Source organism: Streptomyces sp. NRRL S-350 (genome assembly GCF_000719705.1).
Classification (GTDB): Bacteria; Actinomycetota; Actinomycetes; order Streptomycetales; family Streptomycetaceae; genus Kitasatospora.
This window is the reverse complement of sequence record NZ_JOHO01000027.1, coordinates 86,156-101,329: the sequence shown is the minus strand read 5'-3', so window position 1 is coordinate 101,329 and position 15,174 is coordinate 86,156. Positions and strand designations below refer to the sequence as shown.

Annotated in this window: 12 protein-coding genes and 2 pseudogenes; 9 read left to right on the top strand and 5 right to left on the bottom strand. The window is 71.5% G+C overall.

Going from position 1 to position 15,174, the window contains the following annotated elements; genetic code table 11:
- Positions 1-492: 492 nt before the first annotated feature.
- Together IF30_RS0123730 and IF30_RS0123725 are read left to right on the top strand one after the other, a co-directional pair.
- On the top strand, positions 493-1,125 hold the full coding sequence (locus IF30_RS0123730; RefSeq protein WP_030241913.1) for a TetR family transcriptional regulator: 633 nt from the start codon (positions 493-495) through the stop codon (positions 1,123-1,125).
- Between the two features lie 65 nt (positions 1,126-1,190).
- A complete protein-coding gene (locus IF30_RS0123725) occupies positions 1,191-2,732 on the top strand; it encodes an FAD-dependent monooxygenase (RefSeq protein WP_030241911.1) in 1,542 nt (513 codons plus the stop codon).
- A 101-nt stretch (positions 2,733-2,833) separates the two neighbouring features.
- Here the strand turns inward: IF30_RS0123725 and IF30_RS0123720 are convergent, their stop codons facing one another.
- Positions 2,834-3,505, bottom strand: coding sequence for a hypothetical protein (locus IF30_RS0123720; protein WP_030241909.1), 672 nt, complete (start codon positions 3,503-3,505; stop codon positions 2,834-2,836).
- A gap of 558 nt (positions 3,506-4,063) precedes the next feature.
- Here IF30_RS0123720 and IF30_RS0123715 point away from each other — a divergent pair.
- Both IF30_RS0123715 and IF30_RS50285 read left to right on the top strand, forming a co-directional pair.
- On the top strand, positions 4,064-4,897 hold the full coding sequence (locus IF30_RS0123715) for a protein kinase domain-containing protein (protein WP_030241907.1): 834 nt from the start codon (positions 4,064-4,066) through the stop codon (positions 4,895-4,897).
- Positions 4,898-4,909: 12 nt separating this feature from the next.
- Positions 4,910-5,035, top strand: coding sequence for a hypothetical protein (locus tag IF30_RS50285; RefSeq protein ID WP_267884564.1), 126 nt, complete (start codon positions 4,910-4,912; stop codon positions 5,033-5,035).
- A 237-nt stretch (positions 5,036-5,272) separates the two neighbouring features.
- Here the strand turns inward: IF30_RS50285 and IF30_RS0123710 are convergent, their stop codons facing one another.
- Positions 5,273-5,809, bottom strand: coding sequence for a GNAT family N-acetyltransferase (locus tag IF30_RS0123710; protein ID WP_030241906.1), 537 nt, complete (start codon positions 5,807-5,809; stop codon positions 5,273-5,275).
- 992 nt (positions 5,810-6,801) lie between these two features.
- On the opposite strand from IF30_RS0123710, the gene IF30_RS0123700 reads away from it, so the two are divergent.
- Positions 6,802-7,341: a GNAT family N-acetyltransferase gene (locus IF30_RS0123700; RefSeq protein WP_234322817.1), complete on the top strand. Its 540-nt coding sequence runs from the start codon at positions 6,802-6,804 to the stop codon at positions 7,339-7,341.
- Positions 7,342-7,647: 306 nt separating this feature from the next.
- Here IF30_RS0123700 and IF30_RS0123690 read toward each other — a convergent pair whose 3' ends face one another.
- Positions 7,648-8,571: a cytochrome P450 gene (locus tag IF30_RS0123690; protein WP_158835411.1), complete on the bottom strand. Its 924-nt coding sequence runs from the start codon at positions 8,569-8,571 to the stop codon at positions 7,648-7,650.
- 46 nt (positions 8,572-8,617) lie between these two features.
- On the opposite strand from IF30_RS0123690, the gene IF30_RS0123685 reads away from it, so the two are divergent.
- Entirely contained in the window at positions 8,618-9,100 is a 483-nt protein-coding gene (locus tag IF30_RS0123685) for a hypothetical protein (protein WP_030241900.1), read from the top strand.
- On the opposite strand, the pseudogene IF30_RS41875 reads toward IF30_RS0123685, so the two are convergent.
- Positions 9,093-10,207: pseudogene (locus IF30_RS41875) on the bottom strand (IS110 family transposase); the annotation flags it as partial. The gene IF30_RS0123685 and the pseudogene IF30_RS41875 sit on opposite strands and share 8 nt — an antisense overlap.
- Before the next feature lie 86 nt (positions 10,208-10,293).
- On the bottom strand, positions 10,294-10,611 hold the full coding sequence (locus IF30_RS0123675) for a hypothetical protein (protein ID WP_158835408.1): 318 nt from the start codon (positions 10,609-10,611) through the stop codon (positions 10,294-10,296).
- Positions 10,612-11,314: 703 nt separating this feature from the next.
- On the opposite strand from IF30_RS0123675, the gene IF30_RS0123670 reads away from it, so the two are divergent.
- The 3 genes and pseudogenes from IF30_RS0123670 (at position 11,315) to IF30_RS0123665 (ending at position 15,156) form a co-directional block, all read left to right on the top strand.
- On the top strand, positions 11,315-11,827 hold the full coding sequence (locus IF30_RS0123670) for a pyridoxamine 5'-phosphate oxidase family protein (RefSeq protein ID WP_051710940.1): 513 nt from the start codon (positions 11,315-11,317) through the stop codon (positions 11,825-11,827).
- Between the two features lie 155 nt (positions 11,828-11,982).
- Positions 11,983-12,474: pseudogene (locus tag IF30_RS50845) on the top strand (polymorphic toxin-type HINT domain-containing protein); the annotation flags it as partial.
- Between the two features lie 450 nt (positions 12,475-12,924).
- Positions 12,925-15,156: an MMPL family transporter gene (locus IF30_RS0123665; RefSeq protein WP_030241893.1), complete on the top strand. Its 2,232-nt coding sequence runs from the start codon at positions 12,925-12,927 to the stop codon at positions 15,154-15,156.
- Positions 15,157-15,174: the final 18 nt, after the last annotated feature.

Sequence of the window (15,174 nt, the reverse complement as noted above, 5' to 3'; positions counted from 1 at the left end):
TTGGGGACCATCCAGCCGCACGGACGGGGATTTGGCAAGGGGCCCGGCGCAAAGCCAGTCGGACGTGCCCCCTCTGCGCGCCCAGCCACGCAACTTAGCGCCCTGCTAACGCTCCTATGCGCCCTTGTTTAAGAAAGCAAAATGTGAATACCAGTTGCTGCACCCGGCGTGGTCGAGCAGCCCCACCCGGTGCCGCGAACCGTGCAGGCGGCCGGAAGTCGCCACGGTGACCCTGACCGACTGCCGACGGGGTGTGCCGGGCGGCAGGTCGGGTCCGGGCGGCAGGTCGGGTCCGGGTGGTCGGGCGGGGCCGGGTGGTCGGGCGGGCGGCGCGGCCGACCTCACGAACTCGGCCTGGCGCCGGTCGACTTCCGGCTCGCTGACGCGGGTGAGCAGGCATGCGGCGCCTTCGCGGCCCGGCGGGCAACCCCGGCAAATATTTGCCGATCCGGTAATCTTGCCGAGACGGCAAGATTTTCCTATGCTGCTCTCATGGCACCCACAGACGAGGCCCGCACGACGGGGCAGCCCGGACTCCGGGAGCGCAAGAAGCGGGAGACCCGGGTCGCGCTGAGCCAGGCGGCGATCCGGCTCTGCGTCCTGCACGGCTGGGCCGACGTGACGGTCGACCGGATCGCTGCCGAGGCCAACGTCTCCGTCCGCACCTTCCGCAACTACTTCGCCGGTAAGGCCGAGGCGATCGCCGCCAGCCACCTGGAGCGGATGCTCCGGGTCGCGGACGACCTGCTCGCCCGCCCGGTCGGCGAACCGCTGTGGGAGTCGCTGCTCCACGCAGTCCTGGCCCAGTTCGTGCCGCCGGACAGCTCCGCGCCGCAGAACGAGCGGTGGCGCGAGGGGGTGCGGCTGATGCTGGCCGAACCCGCGCTGGCCGGTGAGATCGTCAAGGCCAACGCCGCCGCCCAGCAGGAGTTGGCCAAGGCCGTCGCGCGGCGCACCGGCACCGACGCCGAACGCGACGTCTACCCGAAGCTGGTCGCGGCCGTGGTCGCGGCCGGCAGCGCCGTGGCCGTCGAGCACAGCCTGCGCGCCGACGAACCCGTGCCGCTCGGCGCGGTCCTGGCCCAGGTCTTCGACCAACTCGCCGCCGGCCTGCCGGTCCCGTAGCGAAGAGCGGCGACCCCCTGACTTCCGGTGCCACCCATTCCCGTTCGCACCAAGGAGACGTGACCGTGACAGCCGACGTGATCATCGTGGGAGGCGGCCCCAACGGGCTGATGCTGGCCTGCGAGCTGAGCCTGGCCGGCATCCGCCCGATCGTGCTGGAGCAGCTCCCACAGCCCAGCACCGAACCCAAGGCCAACGGCCTGCTCGGCCAGGTGGTGCGCCTCGCCGACCACCGCGGCCTGTACGAACCGCTCAGCGGCAGCCCGGAGCCCCCGCTGCCGAACTCCGCCTACTTCATGTTCGCCGCCATGGGCCTCAACCTCGGCCTGCTGGACGACAGCCCCGTCTTCGGCCTGGCCGCCCCGCAGCACCGCATCGTCCAGGTCCTGGAGGAGCGCGCCCGCGCACTCGGCGTCGACCTGCGGCGCGGACACCGGGTCGGTGCCGTCACCCAGGACGAGGACTCCGTCACCCTCGACATCACCGGCCCCGACGGCGACCAGCAGCTCCGCGCCCGCTACGTGGTCGGCGCGGACGGCGCGCGCAGCGTCACCCGCAAGCTCTCCGGAATCGGGTTCCCCGGCGTCAGCTACGACCGCCGCACCAACCGCACCGCCCACGCCACCGTCCCGGCCGACTGGGTCGACCCGGTCAACGGCGCCCTCGTCATCCCCGGCCACGGGCCGGTCCTGCCCTTCCTGCCCCACCGCACCGACCAGGGCGGCTTCTCCTACGCGCCGTTCCCCGGCCAGCCGCCGCTGGTCAGCACCACCGAGTGGGACCAGCCCGCCTCGGACAAGCCGATGACCCTGGCCGAAATGGAGTCGAGCATCCGCCGGGTCCTCGGCGTCGACCTGCCGCTCGGCCCGCCGGACGGAACGGGCCCGCACGTGCTGCGGCGGCTGACCGGCGGCAACACCCGGGTCGCCGACCGGTTCCGCGACCGCCGGGTCTTTCTGATCGGCGACGCCGCCCACGTCTACACCTCCGGCGGCGGCCCCGGGCTGAACCTCGGCCTGCAGGACGCCGCCAACCTCGGCTGGAAGCTCGCCGCCGCACTGCGCGACACCGCCCCGCCCGGCCTGCTCGACAGCTACGACACCGAGCGCCGCCAAGCCGCCCGCCGCATGGTGCTCAACGCCGAAGCACAGTCCGCGCTCACCGCACCGGGCAGCGACACCACCGCCCTGCGCGAACTCTTCGCCGAACTCCTCACCCGCAAGGAGGTCGTCCAGCACCTCGCCGACCTCACTGCGGGCACCGACGTGCGCTACGAGATGGGCGTCACCGATCCCCACCCCGCAGTCGGCTACTTCGCACCGGAGTTGGAGCTGACCACCGGAACGAAGAAGGTCCGGCTCGCCGAACTCGCCCGGACCGCCCGGCCGTTGCTGATAGACCTGACCGAGGACCAGTCACTGGCAGCCGTACTGCCGAAGGAACAGGACGCCGTCGACCTCGTCATCGCGCAGGGCGGCCCGGCCGACCTCACCGGCCTGCTGATCCGCCCCGACGGCTACGTGGCCTGGGCCTGCGGCTCACCCGTCCCGGACCCGGCCGAGCCGGCCGCCCTGCGGGCTGCCGTCGAACGCTGGTTCGCGGTCTGAGCAGCAGCTGCCCGGATCGCCGGCCCCCTCCGGACCGCCGACGCGGGCTCCGACCAGGGTGAGCGCCGAGACGGAGGATCCGCGGACCAGCCCGCCGCGGCTCAGCGGTGCGACCAGTACGGGTCGTCCCTGCTCGGTGGCGTCACGGTCAGCTGGTGCGAGTAGTCGTCCAGCCGGCGGCCGGGCTGGGAGGGGTCCTTCCCGTACACCTCGGTGCCCGCGTACCGGACGCCGTCCACGGAGGCCTGCAGGCTCACACCCGGGGTGTCCATCTCCAGGGTCACCTGGACGCCGTCGGGCGAGGTGGCGGAGATCTGCCGTTCGTCCGTCGGGAAGGTGTCGGTGTTCGCGCCGACGAAGTTCCGGAACTTGCCGACGGCGTAGCCGTGCGCCGTCCAGTACTGGGCGAGCTGGTCGGCGAGGGCTTGGTACTTCGAGCGGTCGACCGGGGCCTGGAGCGACCACATGCGGTAGACGGTGGAGGTCTGCACCGGCTCGCCGTCCCAGTGGTCCGGGTCGCGGACCACGTAGTACCAGCCGTCGGAGTGCGCGACCTGCGGGGTGATGGCGCCCACGGCGCCCTCGAGGGCGCTCTGGATGCTGTCCCGGGCCTTCCCGGCGTCCGTCCCGGGCCTGTCGTGCCTGGCGATCGGACCGTGACCGTGGTCCCAGGCCCATGTCCCGGATGCGACCGCGCCGATCAGGAGGAGAGGGAGCACCATGCCGAGGATCACCGGCCACCTGCGGGTCGTGGTGCGGTCACTGGTCTGCATTCGTTCGCCCCCCGTGTCGGCCGATCTGCTTGCGGTCTTGATCACGACGCTACTGGGGCGCAGCCCTGCGGACCTGAGCATGGGTACTCAGATCGGGGCTCAGGCCGTGCGGTTCGGCGGGAGGCCGCCCGGTTCGGCGGGAGGCCGTGCGGAAGAGGACCTGCCACGGCGGGCACCTCGCCGCGCGGCCGACCCAACCCTCCCGGCTCGGGGCGTTCCGCCGGCTCAACCGATGCCACGAACGCCGACCCGACCATGTCCTCGCCTTCACAGCCCTCGCAGCCACCCTCATCAGACACCCGTCAGCGATGGGCCGACTCACATGAGGCCGACACACTCAGCGTCACCTCGTCACAGAAGTCGGACCAGAACCCGTTCGCATGAGCAGAGCCAACCGCTGCTCGCGCGGCACCGCCAGTCCTCTGGGTGCCGCCGGTATTCCTCCGGGACTGAACGCCAAGAGCTCGAAGTGCCGGGCTGGCACCGCCCTCTGCGACGCGCATAGCCTGGCGCGGGAGAAGGAACGTACGTCAACGCCCGGCATCGGAGGGGGAATCCGTGGAGCAGGGGTGGGTGGTCGAAGGGCGCTACGGTGTGGAGCGGCGCCTGGGGGCGGGCGGCGGGGCCGGGGCGGGGCGGGAAGGGGTGTGGCAGGCCGTCGACACTGCCGCGCAGCGGCCCGTCGCCATCAGGTTCGTGGTCGGCACCGACGCCGCACAGCGCTTCCAGGACCGGGTCCGTGTCCTGTCGCAGCCGTCGCCCACGATCGTCACCTGCCACGACAGCGGCACGACCGCCGGGCCCGACGGGTCCCCCGCCTCCTTCCTCGTCATGGAGCGCCTCGAAGGCCACACCCTCGCCGCCGAACTCGCCGACACCGTGGGCAATTGGGCCCCGCGCACGGCCGGCACCCTGGTCACCGACGTCCTGCGCGGGCTGGAGCACCTGCACGCCGGCGGCCTCGCGCACGGTGGCGTCCGGCCGTCGAACATCCTCCTCACCGATGACCTCGACCGGCCCGTCATCCTCCTGGACGCCGGGCTCCCCGGCCTGCCGGTACCCGCCGCGGACGACAGCTTCTTCGCCGCCCCGGAGCGGCCGGCCGACGCGCGTTCCGACTTCTACGGCGCCGGGCGGGTCCTGGTGGCCATGCTGCACCACGACGACGACGGACGCCTCGCACCTCTGCCGTACCTGGCCGTGGTGCAGCGGCTCACGGCCCGCGACCCGGCCGAGCGCCCCCAGGACGCCGCCGCGTGCATCGCGTTGCTCCGGGACGCCATGACCGACGGCAGCACGCTGCGCCCCGAGATGCGGCCCCGGACCCCCGGGCAACTGGAGGCGCTACGGCGCCGCGAGGAGGAGCAGCAGGCCGACAGCGCGCGGCAGTAGCATTTCACCCGGATGTTCCTCGAAGAGCACCGGCAGATCAGCGCGGCCCAGGCCCGTGCCCGGACGGCAGAGGAGAAGGCGCAGCAGAAGGGCTCGCTGCGTGGTCTGTGGGGATGCCTCACGGGAAAGGGCCATTGAGGCTGCAGCGGCCGGTGACCTGATCTCTCCGGCGCGTCCGGAGCTGCCGGGACCAGGGCGACCAGCGGGTCCACCAGCGCAGAAGCCCAACCACCGTCCGCCGGCCGCCAAGCCGCTGCCCTCGGTGGCCCGCTGCGACCAGTTGCTCCGACACCGTCGCGCCGGCGGCCTACGGACCGGGCATTTGACGCCTGCCGTCGCGGCTCGGAGCCGTCCGCAAGGCCGAACGTCGGTGTGTCAGAGCCGTCTCGTGGTGAACAGGGTGGTCCCGTGCACGGCGTCCACTTCCTTCCGCTCGGTCTCGGTGAACCCGACCTTGGCCAGCACGCGGCGAGAAGCGGTGTTCCAGTCCCAGACCGTGGCCCACAGGCGTTCGTGTCCAGACGATCGCGCCCAGTCCAGAACCGCGAGTGAGGCCTCGGTCGCGTATCCCCGACACCAGACCCGGCGTAGCAGCTCGAACGCCAGCTCCGGTTCCCCTTCCGATCCTCGCCCGCTGTCGACCAGCCCGCAGTAGCCGATGACGTCGCCAGAGGCCTTCCGCTCGACCGCCAGCAACCCGGTCGACCACAGCTGGTTGGTGCGGATCGAATCCTCGAGCTCCGCGACCGTGGGGTGTCCGGCCGCGTCGATTCGGCGGTGCAGCGGCACTCGTGGATCTCGTTCGGTCCACAGCTCACGCTGGACGACAGCCTCGGCTACCCGCCAAGGTCTGAGCAGCAGGCGACTCGTCTCGAGTTCGACTTCGCTGCCCAGAGTCGCGCCGTCTGCCATGACAGCAACCCTCTCACGGGCGAACGCAACCAGGTAGTCAGCACCTCCCGCACAGCGGGGGAGCTCACCGACGGCTCAGCGTGCGGTGGGCCCGGAACAGAGCTCGTCAGTGTCGACCGTCGTCAGCGCCACGCTCAGCGGCACGCCCGTGCCGGCCGCGGCGGCCAGCCGCTCGCGCACCTCACGCGGTGTTCGAGGCCGCCGGCCGGGCCCGGCACAGCAGCTCGAGTGGAACGTAACACCCGCGTTCAGCAAGGTGGTCAACGTCCGCCACCCGGCGGAGTCGCTCCGCTTCGGCACCGCGAGGTCCTGGCCCGCATCGATCGACTCTCCACCGCAGCGCGGGCACCGGACAGCCCACGTGCCGGGTCCACGGCCGCCTGCTGGAACGGCTGCCCGAACAGGTCCTGGGTCACTTCCAGCCCGGTAAGCGGAGCGGCAGCCCCGGCCAGTGTGACCGCTCCTGCCCGCCAACGGCGCGAGAACAGCTTCGGCACCGAGGTCCGGTTGCCGACGTCTCTGCCGAGGAAGACGCCCACATTGCCGGTCTCGGACATCGCACCATTTCAGAGGAGTTTGACTCTGCCTGACCTCAGCTTCGGGTCCTTTCTCCTGCTCGTCACCGGTCTGCAGCGCCCGCGTGCGTGCGTCCCCTGCGAAACACGGATGGGGAACGTCTCGAGTTTCACCGCTCTGCCCTGCTCGGCGGTACGTCCGGACGGGCACATACGGGTGCAGGGCCCCTTGCCCTTGTGGGCGCTCACGCACTTACGGGAGCGCCGACACCGGCCCCTCCGGCAGGATGACCGACATGCCCACGCCTTCGGAACGCACCCGGCTCTGACTGGAGTCGCGCCTCGGTGACCGCACCCGCACCGCCTGGCCGCAGCTGGACCACTGCAGGTCCGCCACCGCGGAGCCGCGCCTATGCGATCTCTGCGAAGACGAGCACCTGGGGTTGACGACGCTGGCCTGGCTGACAGGATCGGCTCGTGCTCAATGCCTCAGTGACCATGCGCGAGCTCGCTGTCGGCGACTGCCTCGCTCTACATGCTTTCTCCAGTCTTCCGGAGGCTTGCCGCTTCCAGGTGTGGGGGCCGAACACCGAGGAGCAGACGCGGGACTTCGTCCAGGGCGCGGTGGACGCCCGGTTGCAGTCCCCGCAGGCGAGGTACGTGTATGCGGCCTGTCTGGACGGTGATCTCGTCGGTATCGGCGAGCTGAAGGTCCGCAGCCGGGCCCACCGCCAAGGCGAGATCTCGTACCTCGTCCATCCCCGGGTGTGGGGGCGAGGGGTGGGCACCGCCATCGGCGGGGGACTTCTCGCGCGAGGATTCGGGCCGTTGGGGCTGCACCGGATCTACGCGACCTGCGATCCTCGCAACCTCGCATCGGCCCGGGTGCTCGCCAAGCTCGGCATGGCCCACGAGGGCCGCCATCGGCATACCGCGTTGATCCGGGATGGCTGGCGCGACTCCGACGTCTTCAGCATCCTCGACGAGGAGTGGGGGCGCATGCCCGGTGCTGGATGATCGGAGCGTCGGTCATCAGGCGCTCGGCAGCCGTCCACCCTGGTGCCGGAACATGCGCCGGACGGTGCCGCCTAAGGTGCCGGCGCTGCTGTTCGGGGTGTCGGCCTCCACCGTCGACCGGGCGGTGGCCGGGGTGTGTCCGCTGCCGGCCGCGCGGGGTTTCGCGGTTCCGCAGTCCCGGGCCGACCCGGCGTACGGCTGAAGACCGTGGCGGACGTGTTCGCCTATGGCGCGGGTGGTGTGGTCGAGGACGGCGTGGGCGCGGGAGCCGTGACGGCGCGCGCACCGGTGCGGGGCGCGGGTGTGTCACCAGGCGGCCGGCAGGTGGAGGGGGCTGCGGGTGGAGGTGCCGTGGCGCCAGGTGATCGCGGTGGTTGGCGTGGTGAGGTGCAGGTTCGGCAGGCGGGCGGCGAGGCGGTGGAGCGCCAGCTGCATTTGGAGGCGGGCCAGCCATGCGCCGGGGCAGAAGTGCGGGCCGGCTCCGAAGGCGAGGGTGCCGGCTTCCAGGGGGGTGAACAGCCGGCTGAGCGAGTGGGGCGGGAAGACGTGGGGGTCTTGGCTGGCGGCGGTTCGGTCGGCTGCGACGATGTCGCCGGCCGGGATGGTCACGCCGCCCAGTTCGACGTCCTCGGCGGTGCGCAGGAGGCTGCCGGGGCGTTCGGGGTTGATGCCCAAGGGGATGCTGTGCAGCAGCCGTTCGGTCGCCAGGGCGGCTGCGGTCTCGTCGGCGCCGATCCGGCGCCAGGCGTCGGGGCGTTCGGTGAGCAGGTAGAACACGGCGTTGGCCAGTGCGGTCGCGCTGGTTTCCTGGCCGGCCACGAGCAGTCCGCAGAGGAGGTGGACGAGCTGGTGCTCCGGAATGTCGCCTTCACGGTCCGTGGCCTGGACGATGGTGCTGAGGAGGTCGTCTCCGGGATCACGGCGGCGCGTTGAGACCAGCTGGGCCGTGTATGCCGTGAAGTCCTTCATGGCTCGGGTCACGTCGTCGGGGTCGCGTTCGGTGGTGGCGAAGCCGAACTCGGCCCAGTGCCAGAGTCGTTCGCGGTCTTCACCGGGGATGTCGAGGATTCTGGTGATCACCGTGGTCGGCAGCAGCCGGGTGTATCCGGCGACGAGGTCGACCGGCGGGCCGGGCCGAACGAGGTCGTCCAGCAGTCGGTCGACCACGGCGGCCACCAGCGGTCGCCACTGTTCGGTCGCGGCGGGGGGTGCCTCTATGAGGTTCGTCAAGGGAATCGGGCTGCGTTCGGCTGGGTTAGCCGGGCAGCATGGCGGGATGCCGGATCTGCTGTGGGACGACGTCAAGGACTTCTTCAACCCTGACCTGATGGGGTCGCTGCCGGACGTGCGTGTCGCAGACACCTCGGTAGAGGACTGGCAGGCGGTGCTTGATCTGGTGCGGTCGCAGGGGTGGTCGTGCGAATACTCCGAGGACGGTGTCGTGGCTCGGCTGCCGCGAGCTGCGGAGATGCTGGTCCGCGGCGAGAGCGCCGACGCGTTGTTGAGGGTCTGGCCCGCGACTGGATTCCTGGTGATCTTTCGGGCTTATGAGGCTGGTTCGATCGACTTCGACGTTGATCTGCGGGAGTTGCGAGGCCAGGACGGCGTCAATGTGCTGTGCCGTCTGCTTCGGGCGATCGGGCGCCGGCTCGGCAAGCCGGTGGTGTTGGCCCCCGAGTCTGATCCGCTCCACCCGGTGCTCGGGTTCGATCCTGAGGCCGATCGCGTGGTGTTGCTGGCGGAACCACCTCTCAGCTGACCGCGCTGGCTGGCCGGGACTGGTAGAGGGTGCCGTCGCGGAGCATGGCGAACAGGACGTCGACCCGGCGTCTGGCCAGGCAGAGGAGCGCTTGGGTGTGCCGTTTGCCTTGGTTGATTTTCTTGTCGTAGTAGGTCCGGGAGGCCGGGTCGCTGAATGAGGCGAACGCGGCCAGGAAGAACGCGCGTTTCAGCTGCTTGTTGCCCCGGCGGGAGGGTTGCTCGCCGCGTATGGAGGAGCCGGAGCTGCGGGTGGCGGGGGCGAGGCCGGCGTAGGAGGCGAGGTGGGCGGCGGTCGGGAACGCGCTCGCGTCGCCGACATCGATCAGGACGCGGGCACCGGTCCTGGTGCCGATGCCGGGCATGGAGGTCAGGATCTTGGACAGTGGGTGGTCGTCGAGCAGTTCCTGGATGCGCTTCTCCAGGATTTTGCGCTGGTCGAGGACGGCCCGCAGGGAGCCGGCCAGGCTCGGCACGATCAGCGCGGCCGCGTCGGTGCCGGGCACGGTCACGGTCTGCTCGTCGAGCGCGGTGAGGATGTCCTCGACGAGGCGCTCGAACATGCGCGGGGCCAAGGGCCGGGCGACGCCGAGCAGGCGGCGGCGTCCGGCCTTGCGCAGGGCGTCCGGGGAGCCGAACTGCTCCAGCAGGGCCTGAACCGCCGGGTGGTCGAGTCTCGGTCCCAGGACGCGTTCCAGGTGTGGGTGGATCTGGGTGAGCAGCCCGCGCAGGCGGTTGGCGATGCGGGTGGCCTCGCCGGCGAGGTCGTCGTCGAAGCCGACGATCATCTCCAGCTCGGCGATGGTCTCGTCGGTGAGCTCGATGCCGCGCAGGGTGAGGCGTCGCGGGCGTCGGTCTTGGCCTCGCCGGGGTAGAGGTCGGCGATCCGTCGCATCGTCAGGCCGGGGAGGTAGGCGACGCGGCAGCCGGCGTCCCGGGCGACCGCGAGCGGCAGGGCGCCGATGGAGGCGGGCTGGTCGACCACGACCAGGACCGTGCCGTGCTTGGCGGTGAGCTTGTCGAGCACCGCCCGCATCTTGGGCTCGCTGTTCGGCAGCCGCTTGTCGACGACCCGCTTGCCTGCCCGGGTCACCGCGGTTCCGTGGTGCTCGCCCTGCCTCTATCAGCGGTCTACCGATGCCTCCGGCCCGGTGACACCACCCCCCGGATCATGCGAACTACAGGGGGGAACAGTCATGCCGGACCGGAGGCCGGGAGCCCCATTGCGGGGCCACCAAGAAGGTAACGGGGGGTGAAGGACCGCTGGAAGACGCGACGCAGCCGGTGGTGCTCGGCGCCGTCCTTGTGGAACATCGAGTCCTGGTTGCTGCCCAGGTTGGGGTTGTCGCTCAGCCGTGGGGCGTCCGGGGCGAACAGCAGGGACCGCTTGTACCGGCCGTCGACGAGCGCCTGGCGTACGTCCGGGTAGCGGGTGACCAGCCAGATCGGTGTGCCGTTGGGCAGGCGGTCGCGCCGGGGCGGCCCCACCGGCGGCAGCTGCAGGCAGTGCATCGGAACCAGCGGACCCCCGACCGGTTCGCCTTTCTCCGTCTCGGGCATGACTCCTCTTTCGCGAACTTCGGTGGCGCGTACCGGGCCACGGCAGTCTTTGGCAACCGTAGACCGGGGCCTCGGTGCTTGTTCGCATGCACGCCGACGACGGCTCGCCACGTTCAGCCTCCGTGCCCTCGCGGGTTTCCCACAGGTCCGGCAGGGCTCGTGGCGAGCGGTGTCGTCGGGCCCGCCGAAGGGGCCGCCGAACCGGCGAACGTGCCCCCTCCGGCCGCACGCGCCGACTGCCCACAGCCCGCGCAGCCCGCGCACCCTACGATTGCCCGCCCGGGGCGCGGCACGCGCCGTCGCCCGGACGTCCCTCGGGCACGCCGGGATCCGTGCCCTGGTCGGCCGCCGCGCGTTGACCGTCGACCAGCGGCTGCGGGCGGTCCTGCCCGACGCTGCTGTCCGCCATGAGGCGGCGGCGCGTTGCCGGTTCACGATCGACGTGGACCGGGCTGCGTCTGCGTCCCACGAATGAATGACACCCCGGTGCGGCGGGTGGAGCTGTCCGGTCCGCGCCGCGAGCATGGGCGAACCGGACCGTGAGCCGCGGTGCCCCGCATGTTCCTTCTCGAACACCCCGCCCGCCTCCCACAGCACCCGGACCCCGGGGGAACTGTGGCATCCACCTCGAAAGGCCACGGCATTGCCCTACGCCATGAGCGTCTGCGAACGTGAAGACTTCCTGGCCGCTCCCCACGTCGGCATCCTCTCCGTCATCGGAATCGCCCCCGACCCCGCGGCCGGCCTGCTCGCCGTACCGGTCTGGTACACCTACCGACCCGGCGGTCTCGTAACGATCATCACGGGCAGGAACTCCATGAAGGGCCGCCTGCTACGCGCAGCAGGACGATTCGCGCTCTGCGTCCAGCAGGAACGGGACCCCACCCGCTATGTCAGCGTGGAAGGCCCGGTCACGGCGATCGACGACCCCACCGACCCGGCCGAACAGCTCGCGATGTTCCACCGCTACCTGACACCCGCCCTGGCCGACGCCTACCTCGCCACCGCCGCCGAGCACCTGGTCGACAACATCACCGTCCGGATGCGGCCCCAGCGATGGAACAGCGCCGACTTCGCAGCCCTCGCCACCGACCTCGAAGCCAGGGTCCTTCCCGCCGAAGGCGGCGTGGGGCCCCGTTCACGACCAGTGGATGCGCCGCCCGGGTGACACCCGAGCCAACCCCGAAGAACGGGGCCGGGCGGTAGGCCGCCTCGATCGGCCGGGCTTTCAGCGCCTGGAGCGGTAGCGGAACCGGCCGTCACGGGGGCCGGGGCCGACAGCCTCCCCGGCTCTCTCCTCCGCCCGAACCGGACCGGGCCCTGGTGGACAGCTCGACGCCGAAGCCGAGTCCACCGCGGCCGCACGCGGAACGTGCCTGGTCGGCAGCTTCCCGGCCGACACCCCAAGTCCTGCTCGCCGGTGGATCCCACCGGGCGATCAGCGAGGTCCGCACCGGCGACCAGGTCATGACCACAGGTCTCAGGACGGCCGGCCTGCACCGGCAGCCGGTGACCGCCACGCTCGCCCATGACACCGAACGGCCCGTGGACATCGGCTTCGCCGACGGCAGCACCCTGTCCACCACCGCCGGCCACCACCTGTACGTCGACGGCGCCGGCTGGACCCTCGCGTCGAATCTGCGAGTCGGCAACAGCCTGCGCGGCGCGGACGGCTCCCTGCGCGAGATCACCTCCTGTACGACCGCTCACCTCCTGTACGACCGCACCGGCCTTGCCCCGCAGCAGGTCCACGACCTCACCGTCGACGGTGGCCACACCTTCTACGTGTGCTCCGGCGGCGGCAGCGGCCAGGACGTACTCGTCCACAGCTGGACCTCGGGATGCGGGCGGCCGTGCCGGCGGAGTGCCAGGGCGTCGGACCGACGCTGGCCGAAGCGGCCGCCACCAGCCTCTACGTCCCACCGCTGCCCGGCCCGGGCCCCGCCCTGCCGGTCGGCCCGCCGTCGGCGGAACCCGTCGCACCCACTGGGCCCGGTTCGGGGCGCCCGCCCGGTCCGCGTCGCATGGGCCGGTCGCGCCCTCGTCGCCACCCGGGCGTCCGTCTGCCTGTCGGGGCCGTCGCCACCGTCCTCGTGCCCCCGGGCCGTCGACGGCGACCGTCGGCGCCGGTGCACCCCGTCTGCTGCGAGCGCAGTAGACCCAAGTGTCTGCGAACGGCCGACGACGAGAGAACGGGGAAGTGCGAGCGTGAGGTCGGGCCGTGATCGTCGGCCCGACCCCATGGCCCCCTGGAAAGGCTCGTCGATGTCCCCTCTCGCCCGCTGGTGCCACCGGCACCGGCTCGCCGTCGTCCTGGCCTGGGTGGGCCTGCTGCTCGCCCTCGGCGCCGGAGTCGGCGTGGCCGGCAGCGACTTCGGCACCAGTCCGACCGCGCAGAACACCGACTCGGCCAAGGCGACGGCGCTGCTCCAGCAGGCCTCGAACAGCGCGGCGGGCAAGAGCGGCCGGATCGTCTGGCAGCTGACGGGCGGCAAGGTCACCAAACCCGTGGCCGAGCGGGCGATGACGGAGGCGTTGGAGCACATCGCCGACGCGCCGGGGGTCGCCGCGGTGACCAGCCCCTACCTGCCCGGGGGCACGGGGCAGGTGAGCAAGGACGGCAGGACGGCCTACGCCACGGTCGCGTTCGACCGGAACGTCGCCGACTCCCAGATCGACCACGTGAAGGAACTCGCGACCGCGCCGGAGTCGGGCGACCTGCACGTCGCGCTCAACGGGCAGGCGTTCACCGTCAACCCGAAGCCGAACGCGGTCGCCGACGCCATGGGCATCGTCCTCGCCTTCATCGTGCTGCTGTTCGTCTTCCGGGCGGTGTGGGTGGCGGCCTTGCCCGTCATCACGGCGATCGTCGGCGTCGGTACCTCCGCGGTCACGGTGATCCTCCTCAGCCATGTCGTCACGCTCTCCGACACCACCCTGACCCTCGGCTCGCTGATCGGCCTGGGCGTGGGCATCGACTACGCCCTGTTCATCGTCAACCGGCACCGCGCCAACCTGATGGCGGGCATGGGCGTCGCCGAGTCGACCGCCAAGGCCCTCAACACCTCGGGCCGGGCCGTGGTGTTCGCCGGCCTCACCGTCGTCGTGGCGCTGCTCGGCATGCTCACCCTCGATGTCGGCATCATCAACGGGATGGCCGTCGGCGCGGCCGTCACCGTCGTCCTGACCGTGCTGACCGCCATCACCCTGCTGCCGGCGCTGCTCGGCATGATCGGTCCGCGGGTCCTCAGCCGCAACGAGCGCCGGGAGTCGGCCGGGCGGTCGGGGCAACGGTCCTCCGACCGGGCCGGTCTGTGGGGCCGGTGGGCCGCTCGGGTCCAGGCCCGGCCCAAGGCCCTGGGTCTGGTCGCCCTGGTCGCCCTGGTCGCCCTGGTCGCCCTGGTCGCCCTGGTCGCGCTCGCCGCGCTCGCCTTCCCCACGCTCGCCCTGCGCCTGGGCGCGTCCGACGACGGCAACCTCCCCACGACCTCGACGAACCGTCAGGCGTACGACATGATCGCGGACGGTTTCGGACCCGGCTTCAACGGGCCGCTCGTCCTCGCCGTGCAGGCCCCCACCGCCGCCGACCGGGCCGCCGAGGCGAAGCTGGTCACCGCTCTCCAGCAGGTCGACGGCGTCGCCAGTGCCACGGCCGCGCCCCTGAAGGACGGACAGACGGTGGGCGTGATCTCCGTCGTCCCGACGACCTCTCCCCAGTCGGAAGCCACCTCCGACCTGATCCACCACCTGCGCGACGACGTCGTCCCCGAGGCCGAGCAGGGCACGACGATGAAGGTCTACGTGGGTGGTGTCACCGCGAGCAACGACGACTTCGCGTCGGTCCTGATGGGCAAGCTCCCGGTGTTCGTGCTCGTGATCGCGGTGCTCGGCTTCCTGCTGCTGACCGTCGCCTTCCGCAGCCTGCTCATCCCCGCGGTCGGCGCGGTCCTCAACATCCTCAGCATCGGGGTGGCCTTCGGAGCGATCGTCGTCGTCTTCCAGTACGGCTTCGGCGCGGGGCTCCTCGGGCTGGGCGCCGCCGGACCGATCGAGTCGTTCGTGCCCATCCTGGTCGTCGGCATCATGTTCGGCCTGTCCATGGACTACCAGGTCTTCCTGGTCAGCCGGATGCGCGAGGAATGGACGCACACCGGGGACAGCCGGCGCGCGGTCCGGGTCGGGCAGGCCGAGACCGGCAAGGTGATCGCCGTGGCCGCCACCATCATGGTCTGCGTCTTCGGCTCCTTCGTCTTCGGCGGCATGCGGGTCATCTCCGAGTTCGGGGTCAGCCTCGCGGTGGCTGTCGCCGTGGACGCCCTGCTGATCCGCATGGTCGTCGTCCCCGCGCTCATGCACCTGTGCGGTCGGGCCAACTGGTGGCTGCCCCGCGGACTGGACAAGGCTTTGCCCCGCGTGTCCGTGGAAGGCCCGGCGGAGGAGCCGGCCCTGCCGCGGCAGCAGCCGGTGCAGGAGCCGCAGAGCGCCGACGTGGCCTGACGCGACACACCACGTGAC